The organism is Halomonas koreensis (genome assembly GCF_031451675.1).
GTDB lineage: Bacteria > Pseudomonadota > Gammaproteobacteria > Pseudomonadales > Halomonadaceae > Halomonas > Halomonas koreensis.
Window position 1 is genome coordinate 1 of the sequence record NZ_JARWAK010000021.1, and the last position, 24,905, is coordinate 24,905.

General features: G+C 71.6%; 27 protein-coding genes, 2 tRNA genes and 1 rRNA gene. 13 read left to right on the forward strand and 17 right to left on the reverse strand.

The window, feature by feature from the left end:
- The 3 genes from rrf to QC818_RS17195 form a co-directional block, all read left to right on the forward strand.
- A 5S ribosomal RNA gene (rrf, locus tag QC818_RS17185) occupies positions 1-98 on the forward strand; the annotation flags it as partial.
- A gap of 490 nt (positions 99-588) precedes the next feature.
- Positions 589-1,329, forward strand: coding sequence for a carbonic anhydrase (locus tag QC818_RS17190; RefSeq protein ID WP_309654095.1), 741 nt, complete (start codon positions 589-591; stop codon positions 1,327-1,329).
- An 82-nt stretch (positions 1,330-1,411) separates the two neighbouring features.
- On the forward strand, positions 1,412-1,597 hold the full coding sequence (locus QC818_RS17195) for a hypothetical protein (protein WP_309654096.1): 186 nt from the start codon (positions 1,412-1,414) through the stop codon (positions 1,595-1,597).
- 67 nt (positions 1,598-1,664) lie between these two features.
- Here QC818_RS17195 and QC818_RS17200 read toward each other — a convergent pair whose 3' ends face one another.
- Positions 1,665-2,468, reverse strand: a complete 804-nt coding sequence (locus QC818_RS17200; protein ID WP_309654097.1) for a Tim44 domain-containing protein — start codon at positions 2,466-2,468, stop codon at positions 1,665-1,667.
- Between the two features lie 112 nt (positions 2,469-2,580).
- On the opposite strand from QC818_RS17200, the gene QC818_RS17205 reads away from it, so the two are divergent.
- Positions 2,581-3,156 carry an isochorismatase family protein gene (locus QC818_RS17205; RefSeq protein WP_309654098.1) on the forward strand — a complete coding sequence of 192 codons (576 nt, stop codon included), beginning with the start codon at positions 2,581-2,583 and terminating at the stop codon, positions 3,154-3,156.
- Here QC818_RS17205 and yaaA read toward each other — a convergent pair.
- Positions 3,153-3,932, reverse strand: coding sequence for a peroxide stress protein YaaA (gene yaaA / locus QC818_RS17210; protein WP_309654099.1), 780 nt, complete (start codon positions 3,930-3,932; stop codon positions 3,153-3,155). The two genes, QC818_RS17205 and yaaA, sit on opposite strands and share 4 nt — an antisense overlap.
- A gap of 90 nt (positions 3,933-4,022) precedes the next feature.
- Positions 4,023-5,054: an NADP(H)-dependent aldo-keto reductase gene (locus QC818_RS17215; RefSeq protein WP_309654100.1), complete on the reverse strand. Its 1,032-nt coding sequence runs from the start codon at positions 5,052-5,054 to the stop codon at positions 4,023-4,025.
- A 220-nt stretch (positions 5,055-5,274) separates the two neighbouring features.
- Between QC818_RS17215 and QC818_RS17220 the strand changes: the two genes are divergently transcribed.
- Together QC818_RS17220 and QC818_RS17225 are read left to right on the forward strand one after the other, a co-directional pair.
- Positions 5,275-5,790: a tetratricopeptide repeat protein gene (locus tag QC818_RS17220; protein WP_309654101.1), complete on the forward strand. Its 516-nt coding sequence runs from the start codon at positions 5,275-5,277 to the stop codon at positions 5,788-5,790.
- 80 nt (positions 5,791-5,870) lie between these two features.
- Positions 5,871-6,368 (forward strand): 3'-5' exonuclease, encoded by a 498-nt coding sequence (locus tag QC818_RS17225; RefSeq protein WP_309654102.1) that lies wholly within the window; start codon positions 5,871-5,873, stop codon positions 6,366-6,368.
- Positions 6,369-6,381: 13 nt separating this feature from the next.
- On the opposite strand, the gene QC818_RS17230 is transcribed toward QC818_RS17225, so the two are convergent.
- The 8 genes from QC818_RS17230 to QC818_RS17265 form a co-directional block, all read right to left on the reverse strand.
- Complete coding sequence (locus tag QC818_RS17230; protein WP_309654103.1) at positions 6,382-7,353, reverse strand: NAD(P)H-quinone oxidoreductase; 972 nt, start codon at positions 7,351-7,353, stop codon at positions 6,382-6,384.
- Positions 7,354-7,367: 14 nt separating this feature from the next.
- Positions 7,368-7,919, reverse strand: a complete 552-nt coding sequence (locus QC818_RS17235) for an LOG family protein (protein ID WP_309654104.1) — start codon at positions 7,917-7,919, stop codon at positions 7,368-7,370.
- 115 nt (positions 7,920-8,034) lie between these two features.
- Positions 8,035-8,157 carry a hypothetical protein gene (locus tag QC818_RS17240; RefSeq protein WP_309654105.1) on the reverse strand — a complete coding sequence of 41 codons (123 nt, stop codon included), beginning with the start codon at positions 8,155-8,157 and terminating at the stop codon, positions 8,035-8,037.
- A 44-nt stretch (positions 8,158-8,201) separates the two neighbouring features.
- The gene (locus QC818_RS17245) at positions 8,202-8,723 is read right to left on the reverse strand and encodes a DUF501 domain-containing protein (protein ID WP_309654106.1); all 522 of its coding nucleotides are present in this window, start codon (positions 8,721-8,723) and stop codon (positions 8,202-8,204) included.
- Positions 8,695-9,024: a hypothetical protein gene (locus tag QC818_RS17250; protein ID WP_309654107.1), complete on the reverse strand. Its 330-nt coding sequence runs from the start codon at positions 9,022-9,024 to the stop codon at positions 8,695-8,697. The genes QC818_RS17245 and QC818_RS17250 overlap by 29 nt, the downstream gene beginning before the upstream one ends.
- A gap of 59 nt (positions 9,025-9,083) precedes the next feature.
- Positions 9,084-9,554 carry a Cys-tRNA(Pro) deacylase gene (ybaK, locus tag QC818_RS17255; protein ID WP_309654108.1) on the reverse strand — a complete coding sequence of 157 codons (471 nt, stop codon included), beginning with the start codon at positions 9,552-9,554 and terminating at the stop codon, positions 9,084-9,086.
- Complete coding sequence (locus QC818_RS17260) at positions 9,551-9,961, reverse strand: acyl-CoA thioesterase (protein WP_309654109.1); 411 nt, start codon at positions 9,959-9,961, stop codon at positions 9,551-9,553. The genes ybaK and QC818_RS17260 overlap by 4 nt, the downstream gene beginning before the upstream one ends.
- A 64-nt stretch (positions 9,962-10,025) precedes the next feature.
- On the reverse strand, positions 10,026-10,838 hold the full coding sequence (locus tag QC818_RS17265) for a hypothetical protein (protein WP_309654110.1): 813 nt from the start codon (positions 10,836-10,838) through the stop codon (positions 10,026-10,028).
- A gap of 46 nt (positions 10,839-10,884) precedes the next feature.
- On the opposite strand from QC818_RS17265, the gene QC818_RS17270 reads away from it, so the two are divergent.
- On the forward strand, positions 10,885-11,223 hold the full coding sequence (locus tag QC818_RS17270; RefSeq protein WP_309654111.1) for a hypothetical protein: 339 nt from the start codon (positions 10,885-10,887) through the stop codon (positions 11,221-11,223).
- 10 nt (positions 11,224-11,233) lie between these two features.
- On the opposite strand, the gene QC818_RS17275 is transcribed toward QC818_RS17270, so the two are convergent.
- Entirely contained in the window at positions 11,234-11,665 is a 432-nt protein-coding gene (locus tag QC818_RS17275; protein ID WP_309654134.1) for a hypothetical protein, read from the reverse strand.
- A gap of 40 nt (positions 11,666-11,705) precedes the next feature.
- Here QC818_RS17275 and QC818_RS17280 point away from each other — a divergent pair, with 40 nt between their 5' ends.
- Positions 11,706-12,884, forward strand: a complete 1,179-nt coding sequence (locus QC818_RS17280) for a MalY/PatB family protein (protein WP_309654112.1) — start codon at positions 11,706-11,708, stop codon at positions 12,882-12,884.
- Positions 12,885-12,924: 40 nt separating this feature from the next.
- Here the strand turns inward: QC818_RS17280 and QC818_RS17285 are convergent, their stop codons facing one another.
- From QC818_RS17285 to QC818_RS17295, 3 genes are all read right to left on the reverse strand, one after another.
- Positions 12,925-13,866 carry a tetratricopeptide repeat protein gene (locus tag QC818_RS17285; protein ID WP_309654113.1) on the reverse strand — a complete coding sequence of 314 codons (942 nt, stop codon included), beginning with the start codon at positions 13,864-13,866 and terminating at the stop codon, positions 12,925-12,927.
- 157 nt (positions 13,867-14,023) lie between these two features.
- Positions 14,024-14,111 (reverse strand) — tRNA-OTHER (locus QC818_RS17290).
- Positions 14,112-14,452: 341 nt separating this feature from the next.
- Positions 14,453-14,529, reverse strand: a tRNA-Met gene (locus QC818_RS17295).
- A gap of 193 nt (positions 14,530-14,722) precedes the next feature.
- Here QC818_RS17295 and phbB point away from each other — a divergent pair.
- On the forward strand, positions 14,723-15,469 hold the full coding sequence (gene phbB, locus QC818_RS17300) for an acetoacetyl-CoA reductase (protein ID WP_309654114.1): 747 nt from the start codon (positions 14,723-14,725) through the stop codon (positions 15,467-15,469).
- Positions 15,470-15,526: 57 nt separating this feature from the next.
- Here phbB and QC818_RS17305 read toward each other — a convergent pair whose 3' ends face one another.
- Positions 15,527-18,307: a DUF349 domain-containing protein gene (locus tag QC818_RS17305; RefSeq protein ID WP_309654115.1), complete on the reverse strand. Its 2,781-nt coding sequence runs from the start codon at positions 18,305-18,307 to the stop codon at positions 15,527-15,529.
- Positions 18,308-18,564: 257 nt separating this feature from the next.
- Between QC818_RS17305 and minC the strand changes: the two genes are divergently transcribed.
- From minC to sbcB, 4 genes are all read left to right on the forward strand, one after another.
- Complete coding sequence (gene minC / locus QC818_RS17310; RefSeq protein ID WP_309654116.1) at positions 18,565-19,302, forward strand: septum site-determining protein MinC; 738 nt, start codon at positions 18,565-18,567, stop codon at positions 19,300-19,302.
- A gap of 71 nt (positions 19,303-19,373) precedes the next feature.
- The gene (gene minD, locus QC818_RS17315; protein ID WP_309654117.1) at positions 19,374-20,192 is read left to right on the forward strand and encodes a septum site-determining protein MinD; all 819 of its coding nucleotides are present in this window, start codon (positions 19,374-19,376) and stop codon (positions 20,190-20,192) included.
- Positions 20,189-20,440 carry a cell division topological specificity factor MinE gene (gene minE, locus QC818_RS17320; protein ID WP_309654118.1) on the forward strand — a complete coding sequence of 84 codons (252 nt, stop codon included), beginning with the start codon at positions 20,189-20,191 and terminating at the stop codon, positions 20,438-20,440. Before minD ends, minE begins: the two co-directional genes overlap by 4 nt.
- 72 nt (positions 20,441-20,512) lie before the next feature.
- On the forward strand, positions 20,513-22,003 hold the full coding sequence (gene sbcB / locus QC818_RS17325) for an exodeoxyribonuclease I (RefSeq protein WP_309654119.1): 1,491 nt from the start codon (positions 20,513-20,515) through the stop codon (positions 22,001-22,003).
- Positions 22,004-22,065: 62 nt separating this feature from the next.
- On the opposite strand, the gene QC818_RS17330 is transcribed toward sbcB, so the two are convergent.
- A complete protein-coding gene (locus tag QC818_RS17330; RefSeq protein ID WP_309654120.1) occupies positions 22,066-24,903 on the reverse strand; it encodes an insulinase family protein in 2,838 nt (945 codons plus the stop codon).
- Positions 24,904-24,905: the final 2 nt, after the last annotated feature.

The window sequence follows — 24,905 nt, forward strand, 5'->3', positions numbered from 1 at the left end:
GCGGGAACCACCTGATCCCTTGCCGAACTCAGCAGTGAAACCGCTCAGCGCCGATGGTAGTGTGGGAGTTCCCATGCGAGAGTAGGTCATCGTCAGGCACTTACATCAAAAAAATCCCCCGGGCTTGTCCCGGGGGATTTTTTTATGTCGGGCCGACAGGCGCCGTATTGGGCGGGGGAATTCCCATGGAGAGCCTCGGGCGCCGACCGCCGGAGGGCCGGCCCGGTCATCGTCGGGCACTTATCCCGAGAAAACCCCGGCTCATCGAGTCGGGGTTTTTTCATGTCGGGCCGACAGGCGCCGTATCGGGCGGAGGAGGCCCCAGGGAGAGCCTCGGCCGTCGACCGCCGGAGGGTCGGCCCGCACCTCGTCAGCACTGAGTCGGCGTTCGGGGCCCGCGACAGCCATGTCACGGCGGCGTCACGGCCCCGGCCTCGAAACAGCTAGGGGCCTTGCGCGGTGCAGCGCAGCCGAGCGTGGGACTGCGAGCGGTGGTCACCGATGCGGCGGGCCGGTATAAGAGGCGCCTGGGTGCCGGCCCCCGAGGAGGCCGGCCGTCGATGATCTCGAGAAAGGAGTCTCTCTGCCATGAGCCATTGTCGAGCGATGCTCGTCGCGCTGTCCGCGCTGGTGTGGTGTCTGCCCGCGGGAGCGGGCGATGCGTCCTGGTCCTATGACGGCGAGCGGGGCCCCGAGCACTGGGCCCGCCTCGCCGAGGCGTATGCGATGTGCGGCCAGGGACGCAACCAGTCCCCGGTCGACATCGACGAGGCGCTGCCGGCCGACCTCCCCCCGCTGTCGATCGACTACGCCGTGCATGGCGAGCGAGTCGTTCACGATGGGCACACGCTCGAGGTCGCGTTTCCCCGGGGCAACGTCCTGGGTGTCGACGGGCGACGCTACCGGCTGCGGCAGCTCCACTTCCATGTGCCCGGCGAGCATCGTCGGGCGGGCGCCGGCTTCGCGATGGAGCTGCATCTGGTGCACGCCACCGACGGTGGGCGGCTGGCGGTGCTGGCCCTGCCCTACGTGATCGGGGCGCCCGAGCCGGCCCTCGAGTCGCTGCTGGAACACGCTCCCGGTGAGCCGGGGCAGGAGGCGACCCTGTCGCCGGCGCTGGATGCCGGTGCCCTGGTGGGCGAGCCCCTCGACTACTATCGTTATAGCGGCTCCCTGACCACGCCCCCCTGTTCGGAGGGCGTGCTCTGGCTGGTGGCCAGCACGCCCGGACAGCTCGGTGCATCCCAGTTGGCCCGTCTCGCCGACCGCCTGGGGGAGGCGAACCACCGACCCGTGCAGCCGCTGAACGCGCGCCGAGTCCTGGAGTGACCGCCTGGCAGCCGCCGGAATGGCGCCTTGGCGTGATCCGGCTCCACCGACATGGATTCCGATGCTCTCAGGAGGAGTGACGATGCGAAAGACGCTGATGATGTCCCTGCTGGCCGCCATGATGACGCTGGGCCTGGCCGCCTGCGAGGAGGAAGGGCCGGCCGAGCAGGCCGGGGAAGAGGTCGACGAGGCCATGGAGGAGGCCGGTGACTCCGTCGAGGAGATGGGTGACACCATCGAGGAGGCCGCCGACGAGTCCGGCTACTGATGCCGGCACCCCCATGAGGCGAAAAGGCCGGGCGAGTCCCGGCCTTTTCGCGTTCCGTCCCCTACCCTCAGGCGCCGGGGTTCTGCTCGATACCCTGCACGTACCAGGGCGCCTCCTCGCGCAGCGAGCGCACCAGGTGCCAGGTCTCGTTGAAGGCGTTCTGTTCGCCGTTCTCGTCGAGCACGCCATGGAAGATCACGGTGGCCTCGGCCCGGTCGTCGATCTCCTGCACGCTGCCGAGCTCGGCGAACAGGCGCACGATCTCGGTGCGGTTGTTGGCCGGCTGGCGGTCGCGCTCCTCGCGCAGCAGGTTGTAGAGCTCGGGGGTCACGTACTCCTGGATGCGCGAGAAGTCGTTGTTGTCCCAGGCGCGCTGCAGGGTCATGAAGTGCTCCTTGGCACCGCCCAGGAAGCGTTCGCGATCGAACCAGGTCGGCTCCTTGCCGAGCCCGCCGGCCCCGGTGGCGGCCTGGAAGGCCTGGGGAGCCGCCTGGGCATCGGGGGCGGGCCCGCCCGCCATGGCCGGACGCCGACGGGCGAAGAGCCGGAACAGCAGGAAGAGGGCGCCACCGATCAGCAGGATATCGAACAGGCGCAGCTCGTCGAAGGCGCCGCCGAAGAACAGCGAGGCCAGCAGGCCACCGGCCAGCATGCCGGCGAAGGGGCCGGCGAAGCGGGACAGGCCGCTGGAGGGCTTGCGCTGGCCGGCGGCCGTGCTGCCGGCGCGCGGCGCGGTGGCGCTCGGGGCATCGGCGGAGCGCGAGTAGCTGCCGACGCTCTTGCCGCCGCCCATGCGGCGCGCGTCGGCATGGTCGACGGCCAGGCCGAGGCCCAGCACGCCGACCATGAGCATGACGAGAAGGTGACGCATCGAGGGATCTCCATCAGGGGGCGGGGACACCGCCGGTAGACTATCGAAGCCGCTATTCTAGCGGCTAAGCTGGACGCGGACACCGTTGTCCGGCCGATGACGAGGAATGTCGATGCGACTGACGCGAGATGCCGGCCTGCTGCTGATCGTCGACCTGCAGGCAGGCCTGATGCCGGTGGTCGACGGCGGCGAACAGGCCCTGAGGGAGGCGGGCTGGCTCGCCGGCGTGGCCGAGGCGCTGGGGGTGCCGGTCTGGCTGACCGAGCAGTATCCGGCAGGGCTGGGGGGCAGCGACCCGCGGCTGCTGGAGGCGCTGGGCGCGCATCGTCGCTGGGAGAAGGTGCATTTCGATGCCCATGCCGAGCCGGCCTTCGCCGAGGCGCTCGCCGCCAGCGGCCGGCGCCAGGTCGTGCTGTGCGGCGCCGAGGCCCACATCTGCGTGCTGCAGACCGGGCTCGGCCTGCTCGCGGCGGGCTATGAGGTGGCCTGGCTCAGCGAGGCCGCGGTCAGTCGCCGCGCGGACGAGGCCGCCCTGGCCCGGCGGCGCCTGGAGGCCGCCGGCGGCCAGGCGGTCAGCGCCGACATGGTGGCCTACGAATGGCTGGAGCGTTGCGACGAGGCGCGCTTCAAGGACATCCACCGCCGCTTCCTGAAAGGGCGCGCGCCTCGCCCGCTGCGCTTCTTCTAGCGGTCCTGCCCGGCGCGGCAGAACACCAGGGTGTCGCCCTGGGACTGGGCGGCATCGAAGCGGTAGCCGGCCACGTCGAAGTCCTTCAGGCCCTCCGGGTCGTCCAGGCGCTGGCGAATCATCCAGGCGGCCATCAGGCCGCGGGCCTTCTTGGCATAGAAGCTGATGATCTTGTACTGGCCGTTCTTCTCGTCCTTGAACACCGGCGTGATCACCCGGGCGTCGAGCCGCCGGGCGTCGATGGCCTTGAAGTACTCGTTGGAGGCCAGGTTGACCAGCACGCGGCTGCCGCTGTCGGCCACGGCCCGGTCGAGCGCCTCGGTGAGGGTGGGTTTCCAGTAGGCATAGAGGTCCTGGCCCGCCGGATTGGCCAGCCGGGTGCCCATCTCTAGGCGATAGGGCTGGATCAGGTCCAGGGGGCGCAGCAGGCCATAGAGGCCGGAGAGGATGCGCAGGTGTGCCTGGGCGAAGTCGTTGTCGGCCTCGTCGAAGGACGCGGCCTCCAGGCCCACGTAGACATCGCCCTGGAAGGCCTGGGCCGCCGGCTTGGCGTTGTCGGGGGTGAAGGGCGTCTGCCACTCCGCGAAGCGCGCCGCGTTGAGGCCGGCGATCCGGTCGCTGACGCCCATCAGCTCGCTTAGCTGCTGGGGGGAGAACTCGCGCAGGATGTCGATCAACTCGCGGCTGCGGTCCAGGTAGTCTGGCCGCGTGTGGTGGTCGGTCGTGGCCGGCGTCTCGAAGTCCAGCTTCTTGGCGGGCGAGATCACGCTCAGCATGGGGCGCTCCTGTGCCTGGTGGAAAGGCCCCGAGTATATCAAGGCCATGCCGAGGACGGGGCTATGGCGCCGATAGCCCCGTCCTCGGGCTCAGGGGCAGGGATTGGGGTAGCGGCGGTGCACCGCCTCGATGGCCTCGAGGACCTCGTCGGGCAGGCGCAGCGACTCGCTGGCCAGGTTGCTCTCCAGCTGCTCGAGGGTGGTGGCGCCGATGATGTTGCTGGTCAGGAAGGGGCGCGAGTTGACGAAGGCCAGCGCCATGCGGGCCGGATCCAGATCGTGCCGGCGGGCGATGTCGACGTAGGCGTGGATCGCCTCGTCGGCCAGCGGGCCGCTGTAGCGCTGGAAGCGCTCGAACAGCGTCAGGCGAGCGCCCTCGGGGCGGGCGCCGTCGAGGTACTTGCCGGAGAGCGTGCCGAAGGCCAGCGGCGAGTAGGCCAGCAGGCCGACGTCCTCGCGATGGGCGATCTCCGCCAGGCCGACCTCGAAGCTGCGGTTGAGCAGGCTGTAGGGGTTCTGGATGGAGGCGACCCGGGGAAGGCCCCAAGCCTCGGCCAGCTGGAGGGCCCGCATCACGCCCCAGGGCGTCTCGTTGGACAGCCCCACGGCGCGGATCTTGCCCGCCTGGACCAGCTCCTGCAGCGCCGAGAGGCTCTCCTCCAGCGGCGTCGCCTGCTCGTCCTCGTCGGGGCAGTAGCCGAGCCGGCCGAAGAAGTTGGTCGAGCGGTCCGGCCAGTGGAGCTGGTAGAGGTCGATGTAGTCGGTCTGCAGGCGCGCCAGGCTGTCGTCCACGGCCCGGAACAGCTGGTCGCGGGTCAGCCGCGGGCCGCCGCGGATGTGCTCGAGCCCGGGGCCGGTGGCCTTGGTGGCCAGGATGATGTCGTCCCGGGCGCCCCGCGCCCGGAGCCAGCTGCCGACATAGGCCTCGGTGCGTCCCTGTGTCGCGGCGCGGGGCGGCACCGGGTACATCTCGGCGGTGTCGATGAAGTTGATGCCGAAGGCCGTGGCGCGATCGAGCTGTTCGTGGGCCTCCGCCTCGGTGTTCTGTTCGCCGAAGGTCATGGTGCCGAGGCACAGCCGGCTGACCTCGAGCCCGGTCCGGCCCAGCGGGCGTGTCTGCATGCGTCTCTCCTCAGGGGTTGGGGCGGGTCGTCTGGCATGGTAGTGATGGGAGTCAGGCCCGTAAACGCGCGGGGGTTGAGTCGTTGCCGGGGCGGGCGTATGCTTGCCCACCCGTCGCCTCGGCGGAGCCCGCAGGGCCTTCGACTTCCAGGAACGACGCCGGACACAGCCAGGTGCTCGACGTCATCATTTCGGACCATTGGACGCAAGGTTGTTTGCCATGCCGCAGGCATCATCACTGTTCACTCGGCTCGAGTACCGTCTGGCAGAGCAGCTGTTCCACACCCGTTGGCTGCCGCGCTCCCCGCGGACCCAGCGGCTGACGATGCACCTCTTCCAGCGCTGCGCGGATGCCGGCCACCCGGCGGCCCTGTCGCTCTACGGCCACATGCTGTTCCATCGCGCCGTGACGCCCCAGGACAAGGCCCGGGGCGCCCGCTACGTGCTCGAGGCGGCCCAGGGCGGCGATCGCCATGCCCAGTACCAGGCCGGCCAGATCTACGAGCACGGCTGCGCCCAGTACCCGAGCCGCGACGACCGGGCGGTGACCTGGTACGCCCGCGCCGGCGAGGCTGGGCATCCCCTGGCCGCGGCGCGCCTGGCCCGGGCCTATCGCGACGGCGACCTGGGACTGCCCGAAGACCCGGAGCGCACCGAGCACTGGCAGGCCCTGGCCGATCGCAATGCCGGGCTCGCCGAGTCACTGGACACGAGCGAAGTCGGGACGCGACACTAGGATGATGGCCGTCCCGTGACCCGGCGGTATCCTCGGCCGCCAGCGAGCGGCGGCCTCCATCATCAAGGACTCAGCAGCCCGTGACGCTACCGACACTGCTGGATATCGAGGCGTCCGGTTTCGGACGCGGCAGCTACCCCATCGAGATCGGCCTGGCCCGCGCCGACGGCAGTACCTGTGCCTTCCTGATCCAGCCCCAGGCGGACTGGACCCACTGGGATCCCAAGGCGGAACTGCTGCACGGGATCTCCCGCGGGCGCCTGGCCCGCGAGGGCTATCCCGTGGGCGAGGTGGCGCGTTGGCTCAACGACGAGCTCGCCGAGGTCGGGGTGGCCTACAGCGACAGCTGGGGCTACGACAACACCTGGCTGTCCCTGCTCTTCCATCATGCCGGCATGCTGCCGGCCTTCCGCCTCGAGGCGCTGCGTCGCCTGCTCAGCGAAGCCCAGCTGGCCTGTTGGAGCGCCACCAAGGAAGCCCTGATTCGCGAGCGCGGCATCCACCGGCACCGGGCCGGGGAGGATGCCCTGCTGCTGCAGCTGACCTATGCGCGTACCCGGGAGGCGAGCGGCGGCTAGCCGCCCGGCGTCGCTAGCGCTCCCCGGACACCTCGAGCAGCACCTTGCCGATATTGGCATCCGCCCGCACATGCTCGTGGGCCGCCGCGGCGTCGCGGATCGGCCAGCTGCGGTCGATCAGCGGGGCGATCTCGCCGCGGGTCAGCAGGGGCCAGACGCGGCGCTGCAGCGCGCCCAGGATCTCGCCCTTCTCCGCCGGCGGCCGGCTGCGCAGGGTGGAACCGATCAGGCGCTGGCGCTTCATCAGCAGCCGGCCGAAGTCCAGTTCCGCCTGGCGCCCGCCCATGAAGCCGATCACCACCAGCCGGCCATCGCCGTTGAGCACCCGCTGGTTGTCGGCCAGGTAGCTGGCGCCCACCGGGTCGAGGATCAGGTCGGCGCCGCCCCAGGCCTTGACGGCCTCCACGAAGCTGCCCCGGTGGCGGTTCCAGCCGGCCTCGGCGCCGAGCGCGCGGCAGGCCTCGAGCTTGGCGTCGCTGCCCAGAGTCACGAAGCAGGGATGGCCGAAGGCACGGCACAGCTGGATGGCGGCGGTGCCCACCCCGCTGGCGCCGGCGTGCAGCAGCACCCGCTCCCCCGGGCGCAGGTCGCCTTCCATGAACAGGTTGAGCCAGGCGGTGGCGAAGACCTCGGGCAAGGCGGCGGCCTGGCGCAGGTCCAGGCCCTCGGGCACCGGCAGTACCTGGCGGGCGTCCACCACCACCTGCTCGGCGTAGCCGCCCCCGGCCAGCAGGGCGCAGACCCGCTGGCCGGGCGCGAGGCCGGTGACGTCCTCGCCGACCTCGACCACCCGGCCGCTGACTTCCAGGCCGAGCAGGGGCGAGGCGCCGGGCGGTGGCGGGTAGTGGCCGGCGCGCTGCATCAGGTCGGCGCGATTGACGCCGGCCCAGGCGACCCGCAGCCGGACCTCGCCGGCGGCGGGGCCCTCGGGCGTCGGCGTCTCCTCCCAGGCGAGCCCCTCCGGGGCGTCGAGCATGGCGTGCATGGGGATCCTCCGGGTCAGGTGGTGGGCAGCCGGGCCTCCAGGGCCTCGAGCAGCGCCGCCGGGGCCTCGGCGGCGACCAGGTCGGCGCGGGTGCCGGCGTCCAGGAAGCCCTCGGCGGCGGTGGCGTCGAGGAAGCGCAGCAGCGGCGCGTAGAAGCCGGCGGTGTCGAGCACCCCGATCGGCTTGTCGTGCAGCCCCAGGTAGCGCCAGGTCCAGGCCTCGAACAGTTCCTCTAGGGTGCCGATGCCGCCGGGCAGGGCGATGAAGGCATCGCTGTGGGCGGCCATCCCGGCCTTGCGTTCGTGCATGTTGCGCACCCGGATCAGCCGGCTCAGGCCGGTATGCGCCTGCTCGCGCTCCACCAGGTGGTCGGGCATCACCCCGGTGACCTCGCCGCCGGCGGCCATCACGCTGTCGGCCAGGGCGCCCATCATGCCCACCCGGGCGCCGCCGTAGACCAGGGAATGGCCGCGCCGGACCAGCAGCTCGCCCAGCTCCCGGGCGGCGGCCAGGTAGCGGGGATCCTGTCCCTCTCGCGAGCCCAGATAGACGCAGAATCTCGACATGGTGTCCTCCTCGATCGGGTCTCCATCCTAGCCGGGCCGGCCCCGGCGCGGCAAAGCGCCCGGCCACGAAAAAGGGCGCCCGGAGGCGCCCTTCGCGATGCCGGCCGCGTCGCGCTCAGCGGGCGCGAGAGGCGTCGCGCCGCATGGCCTGGCGCAGCAGGGCGATGCCGCCGCCGGCGATGCCGATCAGGCTGGCGATCAGGGCGAGGCTGGCGATCACGTGGGTATCGAGATACATCGGGGACTCCTTGTTGTGGTGTCGTCGGGGAGGGGAAGCGGGAATCAGGGCAGGCCGTCGATGACGCCGTATTCGGCGTCGAGCCAGCGGCCGATGACGTTGTCGCCGCACAGGTGATGGGCGTACTGGGTATGCAGGCAGCGGACCTGGTCCCAGTTGGCGATGCCGCCGATGCCGCGTTCGCGCAGCAGGGGGGCGTAGCCACGGCGCTCGACCTCGTCGCGCTGGGCCGCCGTCATGTGCCGCCAGCGGATGGCCACGTAGTCCTGGTGGCTGCGGTGGTAGGCGGCCAGGAAGTCGGGATCGTCGCGCAGCCGGGCCTCCAGGGTCTTGATGACGCCGGCGGCCTCGATGCGAGAGAGTTCGATCTTGAGGCGCTCGGAGCTCAGCCAGAACAGCGTCGGGAAGGGCTTGCCGTCGACGATGGGCGCCATGCGCAGCACCAGCGGGGTGCCCTCGCCGTCGGTGGCGGCCAGCGCCTCGATGCCGCGGGGAGCGCGGCCCAGCTGCTCGGCGATGATGGCCAGCTGGCGCTCGTCAGGCATCGTGTCGGGGCGGATCACCATCGTCGGGGTCGTCTCGAATGAACTTGTTCGAACGTCCCACGGCTCGGAAGAAGGTGCGATTGAGCTGCTCGGGGGTGGGCACATAGTGCCAGTGCCGTTCGCAGTACTCGCCGGCCCGCGCCATCAGGACGTCATAGAGGCGGTTGAAGGGCGCATCATAATCGTAAGGGTCTGCCCCGAACAAGCGGATATGCGGATAGTCGGCGAAGCGCTCCATGAAGAAGCGTTCCAGCTCCGCCTCCACGGCGCGGTGACGGGCGACGTCGTCGGGGTCGAGCCAGAGATCATAGCGAATGGCCATCGGCGGCTCCCTCGAAGGGTGGAGTGACAAGGTTGGGACCGCGGGGCGCGGCATTCGGCTCAGCGACGCGCCAGGGGCGCGAAGCGCGCGCCGGTCAGCCGGGCCAGGTCGGCGGGGGCCAGGGCGATCTCCAGGCCGCGCCGGCCGCCGCTGACATGCAGGCGCTCCAGGGGCTCGGCGGAGGCGTCGAGATAGGCCGGCAGGCGCTTCTTCTGGCCCAGCGGGCTGATGCCGCCGACCACATAACCGGTGGCGCGCTCGGCCTCGGCCGGCTCGGCCATCACCGCCTTGCGCGCCCCCGCGGCCCGGGCCAGGGCCTTGAGATCCAGCTGGGCGGATACCGGCACGATGGCCATCGCCAGAAGGCCGTCGTCGAGCCGCGCCAGCAGGGTCTTGAACACCCGGTCGGGATCGAGCCCGAGCGCCTCGGCGGCCTCCTCGCCGTAGGCGGGACGGCGCGGGTCGTGTTCGTAGCTCGCCAGCGAGAAGGCCACGCCGGCCTTCTCCAGCGTCTTCACGGCCGGGGTCATGCGTCGGCGGCCTCCGGTACCTGCAGGTGGCCGGCCAGGGCCTCGCGCAGCTCGCCCTCGATGGGCAGGGCGCGCTTGGCCTGGTGGTCGTAGTGGACCAGCACGGTGTGCCCCAGGTTGGCCAGCACGCCGTTCTGGCGCGCTTCCTGGGTGACGGTGAAGGAGCTGTTGCCCAGGCGCGTGAGGTAGGTGCGGATCTCGATATCCTCGCCGTAGAACAGCTCGGCCCGGTAGTCGATCTCCATGCGGGCCATGATCAGCCGCCAGCGCCCCGGGTCCAGGTCCGGCGTGAACAGCCGGAAGAGGTCGTTGCGGGCCAGTTCGAACCAGGCCGGCAGGCGCGTGTTGTTGACGTGGCCCAGGGCATCGGTGTCGTAGAAGGCGGGCTCGATGGTGCGGGTGAACATGGCGGCTCCTCGTCGCATGGCCGGGCGGCCGGCGTCTCAGCATGGCGCCCGAGCGAACGCTTGGTCAAGTGGCGGTGGCCCGGCGCGCTCGCCACCAGGCCTGGCCGCGGGTCCAGGCGACCAGCCAGGCGGTGGCCGCGGCGAAGCCGATCAGGGTGCCGGCGGCCAGCCCCAGGCGGTCGTAGGTGAGCGAGACGCACAGCGCATAGCACAGCAGCGAGCCGAGCCCGGCGGGGTAGTGCTTGATCACCGTGGCCACCGGCGCCGCGCCGTGAGTCAGGTGGAGGATCACCAGGAAGGGGTACATGGTGACCGGGAAGGCGGCCATGACGCCCGCCCAGGCCGAGGGCAGCACGTGGGCCAGGCCGGTGATCAGGAAGATGATGGCGGCGGCCAGTCCGGCGCGCAGTGCCAGGGCGCCCCAGGAGAAGCCCCCCTTGGGCTGGGCGGCGGCATCCGGAACCCGGCGGTAGAGGCGCAGGAAGACGGCGATCGCCGTCAGGGTGATCAGGGTGCCGGTGAGGCGGTCGAAGTCCACCAGCGTCAGCAGCCAGGCGGCGGCCAGCCAGGCCAGCAGCCCGGTGCCGGTGCCGGCGAGCACCCCCGGCAGGCCGTCGCGACGCCCGCCCAGCAGGTAGCCGCCGCCCAGCGCCAGGGTCGCGGAGAAGCCGGCCAGGGTGTGCACGGCGCCCTCGGCGGCGAAGGCCGGGGAGATCTCCAGGCCGATGAAGAACAGGGCGATGGCGGTGCCCAGCGGGTAGCCCGAGAGGAGGCCGGCCATGCGCGTGCTCAGTCGCTCGGCGATCACCGAGAGGCCGAGCACCACGCCGATCGAGATCAGCAGCTTGGCCAGTTGCCAGCTCAGGGGAACGTCCATGTGAATATCCTTATCCTAGGGGTGTATGTCCGTCACCGAGGTCCCCATGGCCGGCCATGACCTGTCGCCCCCGCCACGGCCCGACTGCTGCCAGCTGTGCGGCCGGGGCGCGCCGCTGACCAAGCATCACCTGATCCCCCGAGCCCTGCACGGCAAGGCCCGCTACCGGCGGCGCTTCGATCGGGCCGAGCGGCTCACCGCCATCCTCTGGCTGTGCCATGCCTGTCACAAGCATATCCATGCGTTGCTCGGCGAGCGCGAGTTGGCCGAGCATTATCGCAGCCGCGAGGCCCTGCTGGCGCATCCCGAGATCCGCACCTTCGTCGACTGGCTGGCCACAAAGCCCGCGGGCTTTCGACCCAAGCGGCCGAGTCGGCGACGCTAGGCGTCCGGGGTCACACCAGGCGCAGCCCCTGGCGATCGGTCCAGGCCGCCTTGAGGGCGGCGTCCAGGCCCGGGCGGAGGTGCTCGGGCAGGGCCTCGGCGGCGGCCTCGAAGCTCGCCGGCTCGCGATTGCGCAGCCAGCAGTAGGCCCAGGCACAGGCCTCGTCGTCGCCCTCGGGCAGCGGCCGGGCCGGCATCTGGACGAGCAGGAAGACGGCGGTGCGCCCGGCCCACAACGGGATCTCGTCGCCCTGGCCGGCGGCCCAGGCCTGCAGCGTCGCGCCGTCGGGGGTCGCCTCGGGCTCGCCGAGCCTGGCGACCCGCGCGGTCTCGGCCAGGATCAGCGCCAGGCGGTCCGGGTCGCCCCGGCCGAGTTCGAGCCAGCGGGCGATGACGGCGGGAAGGCCGCGCCTTACCTTGGCATAGAAGCCGCTTTGCGGCATGGTCTCTTGCATGCTTGGACCTTTCGGAGCAGGGACTGCAATGGATTTCGATTTTGCCACGCCCGTGGAGCGCCGCCACCCGTCGGGGGCGGATTGGCCGTCACAGAAATGGCATCGCTACGGCGAGGACATCCTGCCGCTGTGGGTGGCGGACATGGATTTCCGCTCGCCGCCGGCGGTGATCGAGGCGCTTCATGCCCGCGTCGATCATGGCGTGTTCGGCTATGGCCTGGTGCCCGACGGCCTGCGCCGGGCGCTCTGCGACTGGAGCGCCGAGCACTACGGCTGGGCCATCGAGCCCGGCTGGCAGCTGTGGCTGCCGGGCGTGGTGCCGGCACTGCACATGGCCAGCCTGGCGCTCACCGAGCCGGGGGAGGGCGTGCTCACCGTGACGCCGATCTACCCGCCCTTCCTGCAGGTCGCCGAACGCACCGGCCGTCTGCCCCAGCAGGCGGCCATGCGGCCTCCTCAGGCGCCCGGCGGCGAGTGGCGGCTGGACCTGGAGGCGCTGGAGGCGGCGATCACCTCCGAGACCCGGCTGTTGCTGTGGTGCCAGCCGCACAACCCCACCGGCCGCGTCTGGCGGACGGAAGAGCTGGACGGCCTGGCCGCACTGGTCGAGCGCCACGACCTGATCGTGGTCTCCGACGAGCTGCATTGTGACCTGCTGCTCGACGAGGGCGCCCGCCACCGGCCCCTGGCCGCGGCCTACCCGGCCCTGGCCGAGCGCATCCTGACCCTCTGGGCGCCCTCCAAGACCTTCAACCTGGCGGGCCTGACCGCGGCCTGCGCGATCATTCCCGACGCCGGCATGCGCCGGCGCTATGCGGCCCTGGCCAAGGGCCTGCAGCCGGACGGCAACGTGCTCGGTCTGGTAGCCGCCGAGGCCGCCTATCGTCACGGCGAGCCCTGGCGCCAGGCATTGCTGGAGACCCTGCGCGGGCACCGGGCGCGCCTGGAGGAAAGGATCGCCGGCTGGCCGGGCGTGACCCTGGCCTGGCCGGCCGCCACCTACCTGGCCTGGCTGGACCTGCGCCAGGCCCCGGCGCTGCGCGATGCCGGGAACTCGCCCCAGCGGGCGCTCCTCGAGCGGGCGGGCGTGGCGCTGTCCGACGGCGCGGACTTCGGCTGGCCGGGGTTCGTGAGGCTCAACTTCGGCACCACCGCCACGCAGCTGGAGGCGGCGCTGGACCGCCTCGAGGCGGTGCTCGGCGGCTGAGCCGGGACGGCCGCCGGCAAGGCCGGCGACCGGGAGCGGCTCAGTAGAGCAGGGCGAAGAGCTTGCGGCGATAGGTGACGGTCAGCGGGTGGTCGGCGCCCAGGGCGTCGAAGACCCGCAGCAGGGTCTTGCGGGCGGCGTCGTCGCCGTAGGCGCGATCCGCCTGCATCAGGGCCAGCAGGGCCTCGATGCCGGCCTCGTACTGGCCGTCGGCCACCTGGCGCAGGGCGCGCTGATAGCGGGCCTCGCTGTCGTCGCGCCCCTCCAGGGCGGCCAGGGCCTCGGCCGACGGCGCCTCCTCGCCGAACTCGATGCTGGCGCGTACCCCGCGGGCCGCCGCGGCATCGCGCTCCTCCGGCGGCAGGGCCTCGAGCATGGCCTTGGCCTGTTCCGGCTCGCCGTCCGCCACCAGGGCGCGGGCCAGCGCCACCCGGTAGGGGGCGTGATCCGGCCATTGCTGGACCAGCTCCTCGTAGATCCGGCGGGCCGTGGCGGCGTCGCCGGCCTCCAGGGCCGCGGCGGCCTCTTCCTCGGGGCTCAGCTGGGCGCCCTCCGGCTCGGGGAAGTACTTGCCCAGCCACTCGCGGATCTGCTTCTCGGGCAGGGCGCCCTGGAACTGGTCCACCAGGCCGCCCTGGCTGATCAGCTTGACGTCGGGGACCGAGCGCACGCCGAGCTGGCCGGCGATGTCCGGGTTGTCGTCGATGTTCAGCTTGGCCAGCAGGAAGGCGCCGTTGTATTCCCGGGTGAGCTTTTCCAGCACCGGCATCAGGTTCTTGCAGGGCTCGCACCAGGGGGCCCAGCAGTCGAGCAGCACCGGCACCTGCATGGAGGTCTCGAGCAGCTGCTGGATGTTGTTGCGGTCGACATCGAGGATCAGGTCGTCGCGCTGCGCGCCCTGGCCCTGGGCGGCGCCCGAGGCGGCCTCGGCCTGGGGCTCTGAGGTGAGCGGCTCTCCGGTACGAGGATCGACGATCGGCATGGTGGTCTGGCCTTGAACGAGGATGGATTTGCTCCAGTTATGCGGGCGAGAGCGGCGGGATTCAAGGCCCGGGCGGCGAGAAGGTCCGTGTCGCTTCTCGGCATCCGGCCATGCAAAAGACCAACCCCCCCTTCGGTATCGGCTTCCTTCTGATGTTTGGTAGCGGGGATCGGATTCGGGCCGATGGCCTTCCCGGGGTGATCGAGAGCCGAGCCCGACGAGCTGCCGGACGGCTCCGCCCCGCCGGCACGAAAAAAGCCGACACCCTTCGGTATCGGCTTCTTTCTGATGTTTGGTAGCGGGGACCGCCGGGCTTGAGAGAGCGAGCCGATGACCTTCCCGAGGTGATAAAGAGCCGAGCCCGACGAGCTGCCGGACGGCTCCGCCCCGCCGGCACGAAAAAAGCCGACACCCTTCGGTATCGGCTTCCTTCTGATGTTTGGTAGCGGGACCGCCGGGCTTGAGAGAGCGAGCCGATGACCTTCCCGGGGTGATCGAGAGCCGAGCCCGACGAGCTGCCGGGCGGCTCCGCCCCGCCGGCACGAAAAAAGCCGACACCCTTCGGTATCGGCTTCCTTCTAATGTTTGGTAGCGGGGACCGGATTTGAACCGATGACCTTCGGGTTATGAGCCCGACGAGCTACCAGACTGCTCCACCCCGCATCAACGTGGGGCACATTATACACGGGGAATGACGCGAGTCAACAGAGGCATTGGTCATCTCGAGATGGCCGCGCCCCCTGGTCCATACTCGGAGGCGGGCTGTCACACGAATGACCGCCCAGACCACGATACTGTCGGCGAGGGCCGGCGCGTTGCACCGGCTACTGGTCGTCTACCATCAGGGAGAGTATCAATGACAACATCTACTGCCGTCGCCTGGGTCACCGGAGGAACCGGCGGCATCGGCAGCGCGATCTGTCGCGCGCTGGCCGATGCCGGCTATCAGGTGGTCGCGGGATACCACAACCCGGAGAAGGCCAAGGCCTGGCTCGAGCAGCAGAAGGCCGATGGCTACGACAACATCGCCCTGTCCGGCGTCGACCTCGCGGACTACGATGCCTGCCTGGCGGGGGCCCGGGAAATCGAGGAGACCCACGGGCCCATCGGCGTGCTGGTCAACTGCGCCGGCATCACCCGGGATGGCACCCTGAAGAAGATGACCTCCGAGCAGTGGCACGAGGTCATCGACACCAACCTCAACAGCGTCTTCAACACCTGCCGCAGCGTCATCGAGGGAATGCTCGAGCACGGTCACGGGCGCATCATCAACATCTCCTCGATCAACGGCCGCAAGGGCCAGTTCGGCCAGGTGAACTACGCCGCGGCGAAGGCCGGGATGCATGGCCTGACCATGTCGCTGGCCCAGGAGACCGCCACCAAGGGCATCACCGTGAACACGGTGTCGCCGGGCTACATCGCCACCGACATGATCATGAAGATTCCCGAGAAGGTGCGCGAGGCGATCCGCGAGACCATCCCGGTGAAGCGTTACGGGACGCCGGAGGAAATCGCGCGACTGGTGGTGTTCCTCGCCGACAAGGAGTCGGGGTTCATCACCGGGGCCAACATCGACATCAACGGCGGGCAGTTCATGGGCTGACCCGGCCCTGTCCCCGCTTCCAAGACGGCGCGAGGCTCCGGCCTCGCGCCGTCGCGTTCAGGGCGGCGGCAACTGGGTCAGGGTCTCGAGGGTGCGGTCCAGCTCGACGACCTCGCGCTCCCACAGCGACGGCGGCACCGGCCCGGTGGCCAGCAGCTCCGCCAGCACCCCGCGCAACTCCGCGGCCCGGGAGGGCGCCTGCCCCAGGTTCTCGTTCAGCCGCTCCACCTGGATCGCCAGGCGCAGGGGGTCGTCGCGGCGCTGGACCGGGTCGCCGGCCAGCACCGAGAGGTGGACGCGCAGTCGGGCGAGGCTCTCCGCCACCGTCTCGGGCGTCGGCGGCGCGCGCCGGGCGGCATTGCGCCGCGCATGGGCGTCGGCCAGGTCGTCCGCCAGGGTCATGTCCTCGGGGAGCGGCACGTCCCGGGGCGGGTCGCCGGCCTGGCAGGCGGCGTCGGCCTCCAGGTGTGCCTCCAGCAGCGGGCGCAGCCGGCGCCAGCGCCCGATCTCCTCGGCCAGCGCCAGGCGCGCCAGGCGCTCGCGGCGGGTGCGCACGATGCCCGACCAGCGACGCCGCATGCCCTCGCTGCGTCGCCCCGAGGGCAGGGGCTCCAGGGCGGCGGCCTCCTGGATGGCCTCCTCCAGCCGGTTGGCCTCGTCGCTGCGGGCGGGCTGCCAGGCGTCCAGGCGATCGATCAGGGCCTGCATGGCCTCCAGCCGGTCGCGGCCGCGCTGCGCCTGGTCGCTGCGCGCGGCATCGCGCCGGGCGAAGATCTCGTCGCACAGGTGCCGGAATTCCCGCCACAGGGCCTGTTCCTCGCCCTTGGGGGCGCGCCCCAGCGCTCGCCAGCGCCGCTGCAGGGCCTTGGCGCGCTCGGCGCGGCGGGCCAAGGGCTGCGCCTGATCGCGCAGCTCCCGGGCGGATTCGATGAGGGCGCGCTTGGCCTCGGCGATCTCGCCGGCGCGCTGCTCGATCAGGGCCTGCAGGTCGTGCCGGATGCGCCCGAAGCGCCGCCCGACGGCCTCCGCCTCGTCTCGGGGCACCGGCGATAGCCGCCGCCACTGCTGGCGGGCGCGATCCCGGATCTCGCGCAGTGCGTCCGGGTCGGCCTCGGGAGCGGGCTGGGCCAGCAGGGTCTCGAGCTGTTCGCAGAGCGCCTCCCGGGCCGCCAGGTTGTCCCGGCGCAGCCGGTCCTGTCGCTCCCGCCAGGTCTGCAGGCGCGCCTGGATGCGCTCCGAGGCGGCGCGGAAGGCGGCGGACTGCTCACGGTTGGCGGCGGCGTCGCCCAGGTCCCGCCAGGCCTTGACCAGTTGTCGATGGCGGCGGTCGAGCTCGTCGTCGGCGAGGCTGTCATCGTCGGCCAGCGCCTGGATGGCCTCGCACAGCTGGTCCCGCTTGGGGCCGGCGACGAAGCCCCGCCAGTCGCGCAGCTCGGCCAGCCGGGCGCCGAGCCGCTTGAGCCGGGCGCGCTGGGGCTTGATCCGCGCCGCGGGCAGCCGCTCGGCCTGGTCGCGCAGGCGTTGGTGGAGGCGGCTGGCCCCCTTGAAGGCGCCGCTCTCCAGCAGCCGCTCCAGGCGATCCAGCTCCTCGGCGAAGGACGCCAGGCGGGCGTCCAGGTCCTGGTCTTCCGGCGGGCCCGCGGCGAGCCGGCGGCGGGCCCGCTGCAGCAGCGGCGATGGAGGCAGGTCGCGTGGCCAGCCGCAGGCCTCGACGAGGGCGGCCAGGCGCTCGTCGTCGCCGTCGCGCAGCGCCTGCTCGATGGCCTCGGCCCGCTCGTCCAGGCGCACCCGGGCCTGGACGATCCGGTCGTAGTCGGCCAGGGCCTGGTCGTAACGGTGGCGCAGGGCCTCGTCGGCGAGGTGCTGATCCGAGAGCGCCTGCCAGCGGCTGGCCAGCAGCTGCTTCTGGGCGCGCAGGCTGTCGATATCCTGGTCCGCCAGGCGCTCGCCCTGGTGGAGCCCCTCGAGGCTTTCTTCCAGCGCCTCCACCAGGGACTCGCGGGCCTGGTCGGCGGTCTCGCGGCGGCGCTCGGCGGCGTCCTGGGCCTGCTCGTGGGCTTCGTGGTCGCTGATCACCTTGCGGCAGCGCTGGCAGGCGTCCTGGTAGCGGCGCTCCTGCTCGGCGTCGGGCAGGTCGCCGAGGCCCGACCATTCGCGCATCAGGTGGCGGAAGCGGCCGGCATAGAGGGGCTCCCAGGGCGTCCGGGCGTGGCGTTCGAGCTGTTCCAGCAGGGCCTCGCGGCGTTCCCGGGCCTCGGCCAGGGAGGCGGCATCGGCGCGTCGGCGATTGAGGCGTTCCCGGGCCTCCCGCGCCACCCGCCGATCGCGTCGGGCGCCCTGGATCAGCCGCTGCAGGCCGGCCTCGCTCTCGACCCGGGCGGCCGCGGCGTGGCGCACCGCGGCGATGCCGTTGTCGCAGGCCTGGCGAATCAGCGCCGCCTCGTCCGTCAGCCGTCCCAGGGCGGTGAGGCGCAGCTGCTGGTTGTCGCCCTCGAGGGCGATGCGCTCGAGCAGCTCGGCGTCGTCCAGCCGCTCGACCAGGGCGATGCGCCGCGCCAGCTCCAGGCCCCCGTCACGGCCGCAGAGCAGGGCGGCCAGGCGGTGGCGGAGTTCCGCGGAGTCCTGGCCCTCGCCCTGCAGCGCCAGCAGTCGCTGCGGGTCCTCCAGGTGACGGAGCGCCTCGCGGCGGACGCCCGGATCGGCGTCGGCGGCGAGGCGCTCCAGGCGCGCGCGTTGCTCCGGACGGGCCGGATCGAGGCGGGCGACGGCCTGGCGGCGCACCTCGGCATCCGGGTGCTGCCAGCGGGGCGCGAACAGGCGGCGAAGGAGTCCTGGCATGGGGTGTCCTGGCAAGGGCGCGACGGCCCGCGGCGGGCCCTCGGCGCGCTGGGTGTCACGGGCGCCGCATCGGCGCGAGATCATGGACTTATCTAAGCACGCGGCGTCCCGGCAGAAAAGGGTGGCCGTCCTCGGGGTGTGGCGACACGGAGACACTGACAAGGCGTGCCCGCCTGGCATATGATCGGTTGCGGTATCGGGTGCACTCGCTTAGCTTGTGGGCAGGCCTCGACCATCACCCGACGTGGAGTGCGGCAATGAGCCTCAAAGTGGACAGGGACGGCATGGCATTCACCTTCAAGGGCGGCATGCTGCCGATGACGGTCATGGAACTGACCAGCGCCGACCCGGAGCGCATCCGGGAACAGCTCGCCGGCAAGCTCAGCCAGTCCCCAGCCTTCTTTCAGCACACCCCGGTGGTGCTCAACGTCGAGCGCCTCGACGAGCCGCACCTGGCCCTGGAGCGCATCTGTGCGGTGTGCCGGGCTCACAAGCTGCTGCCCGTGGCGGTGCGCGGCGGGGCCGATCCCGTCAAGCAGTCGGCCTGGGCGCTGGGGCTCGGCTGGTTTCCGCCCCAGGAGGCCGCGCGTCCCCGGTCGCTGGAGAGCGTGCCGGCCGCCCCGGAGGCGGCCGAGTCGGCGCCTCAGGACGCGGCGCCGGCCGAGCCCGGCGGGCGCATCTACCGCGGCACCGTGCGTTCGGGCCAGCAGGTGACCGCCCCGGACGGCGACCTGGTCGTGATCGGGGCGGTCAATGCCGGCGCCGAGGTGCTGGCCGGCGGCAGCATCCACGTCTATGGCGCCCTGCGCGGCCGCGCCCTGGCCGGCATCCACGGCCATGCCGGCGCCGGCATCTTCTGCCGCGAGCTGCGCGCCGAGCTGCTGTCCGTGGCCGGCAACTACAAGCGGCTGGAGGACATCGATCCGCGCCTGCTGGGCGCCGCCGTGCAGGTGCGCCTGGCCGACGACCAGCTGGGCATCATGCCACTCGACTGAGGACGGCGCGGCGTTTCGGCGGCGCCCAACGGCGCCGCCCCTTCCACAACACGACAGACAGGATGTGACACTTGGCCAAGATCATCGTTGTGACCTCCGGCAAGGGTGGGGTCGGAAAGACAACCAGTGCTGCCGCCATCGCCACCGGGCTGGCGCTGCGGGGCCAGAAGACCGCGGTCATCGACTTCGACGTGGGGCTGCGCAACCTCGACCTGGTCATGGGCTGCGAGCGTCGCGTGGTCTACGACCTGGTCAACGTCATCCAGGGCGAGGCCGGTCTGAATCAGGCGCTGATCCGCGACAAGCGGGTCGACAACCTGCATATCCTCCCGGCCTCCCAGACCCGTGACAAGGACGCCCTGACCCTGGAAGGGGTCGAGACCGTGCTCAATACCCTGAACAAGGACTTCGACTTCATCGTCTGCGACTCGCCGGCGGGGATCGAGCGCGGCGCCCAGCTGGCCATGTACTTCGCCGACGAGGCCATCGTGGTCACCAACCCCGAGGTGTCCTCGGTGCGCGACTCGGACCGCATCCTGGGGCTGCTGGCCTCCAAGACGCGGCGGGCGGAGCGCGGCGACGACCCCATCCGCGAGCACCTGCTGATCACCCGCTACAACGCCAACCGCGTCGACAGCGGGGACATGCTCAACCTCGAGGACATCCAGGAGATCCTGGCCATCGACCTGGTCGGCCTGATCCCCGAGTCCGAGGCGGTGCTGCGCGCCTCCAACCAGGGCGTGCCGGTCACCCACGACGAGGCCAGCGATGCCGGCCAGGCCTACGCCGACACCGTGGCTCGCCTGATGGGCGAGGAGGTGCCGCTGCGCTTCCACGAGTTCCAGAAGAAGGGATTGTTGAGCCGCATGTTCGGAGGAGGTCGTCGGTGAAGCTACTCGATTTCCTGAAGCGCGAGCGCAAGAAGTCCGCCTCGGTCGCCAAGGAGCGGCTGCAGATCATCGTTGCTCACCAGCGCAGCCAGCGGGGGCAGCCGGACTACATGCCGATGCTCGAGAAGGAGCTGCTGGAGGTCATCCGGCGCTACGTCCAGGTCGACGACGACGCCATCAACATCAGCCTGGACAGCGAGGACAATTGCTCGGTCCTGGAGCTCAACGTCACCCTGCCCAAGGCCTGAACGGCGGCTGAGCCGCCGTTCGCCCTGTGCTAGGCTGGGCCCCCGTTCCTTGCAGCCCGGAGACGCTCGCCCATGGCGCAGTCGAAAGCCGCCCCCCTGACCTTTCTCTGGCACGACTACGAGACCTTCGGCGCCGACCCGCGTCGGGACCGGCCCTCCCAGTTCGCGGCCATCCGCACCGACGCCGACTTCAACGAGATCGGCGAGCCCATCGAGCTGTTCTGCAAGCCGGCCGACGACTATCTGCCGCATCCCCAGGCCTGCCTGATCACCGGCATCACGCCCCAGCAGGCCCGCCGTCGCGGGCTGCCCGAGGCGGAATTCGCCGGCCGGGTGATGGCGGCCATGGCCGAGCCCGGCACCTGCGCGCTGGGCTACAACAGCCTGCGTTTCGACGACGAGGTGAGCCGTCACCTCTTCTATCGCAACCTGCTCGACCCCTATGCCCGGGAGTGGCAGAACGGCAACTCGCGCTGGGACCTGATCGACGTGGTGCGAGCCTTCCATGCGCTGCGCCCCGAGGGCATCGAGTGGCCGACCCGCGAGGACGGCTCGCCCAGCTTCAGGCTCGAGGACCTGACCGCCGCCAACGGCATCGAGCATGCCGGCGCCCACGATGCCCTGGCCGACGTACGCGCGACCATCGCCCTGGCGCGGCGGTTGCGCGAGTGCAACGCCAAGCTCTTCGACTACCTGCTGGGCCTGCGCGGCAAGCGCCAGGTGGCCCGCCAGCTCGACGTGCCGGGGCACAAGCCGATGCTGCACATCTCCCGGCGCTATCCGGCCAGCCGCGGCTGCAGCGCCCTGGTGATGCCGCTCGCCGAGCATCCCAGCAACCCCAACGGGGTCATCGTCTACGACCTCTCGGTGGATCCCGAGCCGCTGCTGACGCTGAGCGCCGAGCAGATCCGCGAGCGGGTCTTCGTCAGCAACGACGACCTGGCGGAGGGCGAGTCGCGGATCCCGCTCAAGGTCATCCACATCAACAAGTGTCCGGTGGTGCTGCCGCCCAATGCCCTCAAGGACACCGCCGGGCCTCGTCAGGGGGAGTACGGCGAGCTCGTCGAGCGGCTGTCGCTGGACATGGCGGCCTGCCGGCGCCACTGGAAGACCCTCGCCGACCACCCCGAGGCGATCGCGCGGGTCGTCGAGGTGTTCGCCGCCCCGCCGCCGGAGCCGCCCCATGACCCCGACCTGATGCTGTATTCCGGGGGCTTCTTCTCGCCCTCGGACCGCCAGCAGATGGAGCGGGTACGCGCCACCGACCCCTGGGAGCTGGTGGGGGCGCGTTTCGCCTTCCAGGATCCGCGCCTGGAGGAGATGCTGTTCCGCTACCGGGCGCGCAGCTACCCGGACACCCTGACCGGCGAGGAACAGGCCCGCTGGGAGGCCTTCCGCTGGGAGCGCATGAACGATCCGGCCGTGGCCGGCTTCGCCCTCAAGGATTTCGCCCGCGAGATCGAGCGCCTCAACCAGGTGGCGCTCGGCGATCGCGAGCGCCAGATCCTCGAGGAGCTGGTGATGCACGTGGAGGCGATCATGCCGGCCCAGGCCTTCGGCTGACCGCGGCATCCATGCCAGCCCCCTAACACGATGCCCGGCCAGGCGGCCGGGCATCGTCGTCTTCAGCCCTCGCCGTCGGGCAGCGGGGGCAGCGTCGCCTTGAGGGCCATGACGTCGCTGGCGGCATCGCCCGGGTCGTGGGTGATCTGCACCACGGCCTCGTCGCGCAGTCCCGGCCAGAGCGCCCGCAGCGCGGCCGGGGTCACCGCCAGGGCTCGCTCGGCCAGCCGCCGGCGGCGATCGAAGTCGCCGCCGTCCAGCGCGAGGCGCTGCCACAGCCGGTTGGTGCGCTGCGCCAGGCTGGTGTCGCGGCGCAGCAGGTCGTCGTGGACGGCCTGGCGGTAGGGCGCCAGCTCCTCCTCGCTCAGCGATGCCAGGCGTTCGTCGAAGGTGTCCAGGAAGGCGTCGATGTGCCCCTGGAGGGTGGCGCTGTCGGTACCCGGCGACTGCACCAGCAGGGCGATGCCCGGCGCGTCGAGCAGCGGCCGGTAGCCGGCGTTGACCACGTAGCCCAGCTGCTGCTCGGTACGCAGGCGCTGGTAGAAGGGCGTCTCCAGCAGCCGGCCGAGCACGGCCAGCCGCGCCTGGCTGGCCAGCGAGCGGTCCGCCCCCTGCAGGTAGCGCATGACCAGGAACTCGTCCCGGGCGGTGTCCGGGGTCAGCGGCGGCAGGTCGGCCGCGGCCTGCAGCGGGGTCAGGTCGGGAATCGCCGCGGCCTCGAGGTTCGGCGACAGGGTCTCGGCGACCCGGCGGGCCAGGCGCGTGGCCGAGGTCGCGTCCTGGTTGCCCACCGCCATGGCTTCCAGGTGCAGCGCGTCCAGGAAGGCCTCGCGATAGCGGGCGAGGCCGGCCGCGTCGACGTCCTCCAGGGCGCCCAGCAGGGCCTCGGGCGGCCACTGGGGACGGATCAGGGTCTCGGCGAGGGTGCGTCCGGCCTGGCGGTAGAGGGCGTCCTGGGGGGCGTTGCGCCACTCCCGGCGCAGCCGCTGGCGGACCCGCTCCACGTCGGCCGCCTCGATGGTGCCCTGGCGCAGCCGCTTCAGCACGCGCTCGACCAGCAGCGCCTGTCCGTCCCGCCAGCCCGAGAACGACAGGGTGATGCCCCGGGCGTGGGCATAGGCCTCGAAGTCGTGGCCGGCCAGCCGGGCCGGATACAGGGCCTCGTTGAGGCTGTCCTGCAGCCAGCCGGCCAGCAGTCGGGCCAGGGCGGCGTCGCGGGCATCGCGGCTGGCCGCGGGATGCTGCAGGCTGAAGCGCCACTCGACCCGAGGTGCGCCGAAGCTGGCATCGCGCATCTGCCAGAAGTCGAAGGCGGGGCCGTCGATGCGCCGTACCGGCGCCTCGTCCTGGCCCTCCCGCAGGGCCAGGTCCTCGGCGATATAGGGGTTGGGGGCGGGCAGCGCCAGGCCGGCCAGGGGCTCGGCGTCGCCGACGCCGGGTGCGGCCGGCGACCAGGGCACGTCGAACCAGGGGGTGGTGCGCTCGCCCTCGACCTCGGGGCCGCTGTAGAGGCGCAGCATCCGCGACGGACGCAGGGCGTCGAGCCAGGTGCCGATGCGCTCGGCATCGAAGCCGTCCATGCGATAGGGCGCGTAGTTGACGTCCTCGACCGGGTAGTGGGACAGCTGGGTGGCCAGGCGCATGGCCTCCTGGAGCGCCGGGCCGTGCTCGCGGAAGCGGAACGCCTGGTCGGCCAGGCGGGCCTGCTCGTCGTAGCGCCAGGCCGCCATGCCCTCGCGGCGAATCAGCTCGATGGCGGCGAACAGGCTCGCCTGGATGCGCTCGAGGTGCTCGGCGCCTTCGGGGGTCAGGCTGATCTCGACGCTGAACAGCGCCTGGCGGCCGTCGCCGTGAGTCGTGCCGGCGGACAGGCCGTCGGCCCAGCCGGCCTCGCGCAGGGCGTGCAGCAGGCTGCCCTCGCCCTCGTGGCCGAGCAGGTTGGCCAGGTAGCTGGCGGGCTTCAGCCGATAGGCGCTCGTCGGGTCGGGGATCGGGAAGAAGAACGACAGCCGCCGGCTGTCACGCAGGGCGCGCCACTCGGCGGCCGCGGGCAGGCGCTCCGGGGTCACCAGCGGCGGCTCGATCGCGGGGCGCGACAGGCCGCGGTCGGGCACCTCGGCGAAGTCCTCGCGGACCAGGGCCTCGAGCTCGTCCAGCGGCTGGGGGGCGACCACGGCGAGGCGCATGACGCCGGCGCCGTAGTGGCGTTCGTAGAACTCGACCACCCGTCGACGCAGGTCCGGCTCGCCGGGCGGTCGGTCGGCCAGGGTGGCGTTGCTGCCCACGGAGAAGCGCGTCGCCGGGTGGTCGGGATTGAGCAGGCGATCGAGCACGGCGTCCTGGCGGCGTCCGGCGTCGCGCTTGCGGGCCATGTATTCCGAATGCACCACCTGGCGCTCGCTGGCCAGCCGTTCGGCGTTGAACAGCGGGTCGATGAAGAAGTGGCTGAAGCGGTCCAGGGCGCCGTCCAGGGCGTCGGGCTCCACCGAGAAGAAGTAGTTGGTGTCCCGGGGCGCGGTATAGGCGTTGTGCTGGCCGCCGTGCCGCGACAGGTAGCCCTGGTAGGCATCGGCCTCCGGGTAGGCCTCGGTGCCCAGGAACAGCATGTGCTCCAGGTAGTGGGCCAGGCCGGCCAGGTCCTCGGGATTGTGCAGGCTGCCGACCTCGACGTTCAGCGAGGCCGCCGCCTTGTCGGCCTCGGGGTCGCTGACCAGCAGGGCGGTGAGGCCGTTGTCGAGAGTCGCCAGCCGGTAGGCGCGATCGTCCGCGGGGCTGACGTGGGGCACGGGCGCGGTCGCCGCCGGTTCGGCGGCGACCGCCGTGGCGCTCGCGGCGGCGGGCAGCAGGCCGGCGGCCAGGGTCAGCGACAGGACCAGACGGGGCAGTCGGGGGCGGGGCATCA

What these genes read in the sequence shown, in the direction of transcription:
- QC818_RS17190 (WP_309654095.1), top strand. Translation starts at nt 589, where the DNA reads ATGAGCCATTGTCGAGCGATGCTCGTCGCGCTGTCCGCGCTGGTGTGG.
- QC818_RS17195 (WP_309654096.1), top strand. Translation starts at nt 1,412, where the DNA reads ATGCGAAAGACGCTGATGATGTCCCTGCTGGCCGCCATGATGACGCTG.
- QC818_RS17200 (WP_309654097.1), bottom strand. Translation starts at nt 2,468, where the DNA reads ATGCGTCACCTTCTCGTCATGCTCATGGTCGGCGTGCTGGGCCTCGGC.
- QC818_RS17205 (WP_309654098.1), top strand. Translation starts at nt 2,581, where the DNA reads ATGCGACTGACGCGAGATGCCGGCCTGCTGCTGATCGTCGACCTGCAG.
- yaaA (WP_309654099.1), bottom strand. Translation starts at nt 3,932, where the DNA reads ATGCTGAGCGTGATCTCGCCCGCCAAGAAGCTGGACTTCGAGACGCCG.
- QC818_RS17215 (WP_309654100.1), bottom strand. Translation starts at nt 5,054, where the DNA reads ATGCAGACACGCCCGCTGGGCCGGACCGGGCTCGAGGTCAGCCGGCTG.
- QC818_RS17220 (WP_309654101.1), top strand. Translation starts at nt 5,275, where the DNA reads ATGCCGCAGGCATCATCACTGTTCACTCGGCTCGAGTACCGTCTGGCA.
- QC818_RS17230 (WP_309654103.1), bottom strand. Translation starts at nt 7,353, where the DNA reads ATGCACGCCATGCTCGACGCCCCGGAGGGGCTCGCCTGGGAGGAGACG.
- QC818_RS17235 (WP_309654104.1), bottom strand. Translation starts at nt 7,919, where the DNA reads ATGTCGAGATTCTGCGTCTATCTGGGCTCGCGAGAGGGACAGGATCCC.
- QC818_RS17240 (WP_309654105.1), bottom strand. Translation starts at nt 8,157, where the DNA reads ATGTATCTCGATACCCACGTGATCGCCAGCCTCGCCCTGATCGCCAGC.
- QC818_RS17245 (WP_309654106.1), bottom strand. Translation starts at nt 8,723, where the DNA reads ATGGTGATCCGCCCCGACACGATGCCTGACGAGCGCCAGCTGGCCATC.
- QC818_RS17250 (WP_309654107.1), bottom strand. Translation starts at nt 9,024, where the DNA reads ATGGCCATTCGCTATGATCTCTGGCTCGACCCCGACGACGTCGCCCGT.
- ybaK (WP_309654108.1), bottom strand. Translation starts at nt 9,554, where the DNA reads ATGACCCCGGCCGTGAAGACGCTGGAGAAGGCCGGCGTGGCCTTCTCG.
- QC818_RS17260 (WP_309654109.1), bottom strand. Translation starts at nt 9,961, where the DNA reads ATGTTCACCCGCACCATCGAGCCCGCCTTCTACGACACCGATGCCCTG.
- QC818_RS17265 (WP_309654110.1), bottom strand. Translation starts at nt 10,838, where the DNA reads ATGGACGTTCCCCTGAGCTGGCAACTGGCCAAGCTGCTGATCTCGATC.
- QC818_RS17270 (WP_309654111.1), top strand. Translation starts at nt 10,885, where the DNA reads ATGGCCGGCCATGACCTGTCGCCCCCGCCACGGCCCGACTGCTGCCAG.
- QC818_RS17275 (WP_309654134.1), bottom strand. Translation starts at nt 11,665, where the DNA reads ATGCCGCAAAGCGGCTTCTATGCCAAGGTAAGGCGCGGCCTTCCCGCC.
- QC818_RS17280 (WP_309654112.1), top strand. Translation starts at nt 11,706, where the DNA reads ATGGATTTCGATTTTGCCACGCCCGTGGAGCGCCGCCACCCGTCGGGG.
- QC818_RS17285 (WP_309654113.1), bottom strand. Translation starts at nt 13,866, where the DNA reads ATGCCGATCGTCGATCCTCGTACCGGAGAGCCGCTCACCTCAGAGCCC.
- phbB (WP_309654114.1), top strand. Translation starts at nt 14,723, where the DNA reads ATGACAACATCTACTGCCGTCGCCTGGGTCACCGGAGGAACCGGCGGC.
- QC818_RS17305 (WP_309654115.1), bottom strand. Translation starts at nt 18,307, where the DNA reads ATGCCAGGACTCCTTCGCCGCCTGTTCGCGCCCCGCTGGCAGCACCCG.
- minC (WP_309654116.1), top strand. Translation starts at nt 18,565, where the DNA reads ATGAGCCTCAAAGTGGACAGGGACGGCATGGCATTCACCTTCAAGGGC.
- sbcB (WP_309654119.1), top strand. Translation starts at nt 20,513, where the DNA reads ATGGCGCAGTCGAAAGCCGCCCCCCTGACCTTTCTCTGGCACGACTAC.
- QC818_RS17330 (WP_309654120.1), bottom strand. Translation starts at nt 24,903, where the DNA reads ATGCCCCGCCCCCGACTGCCCCGTCTGGTCCTGTCGCTGACCCTGGCC.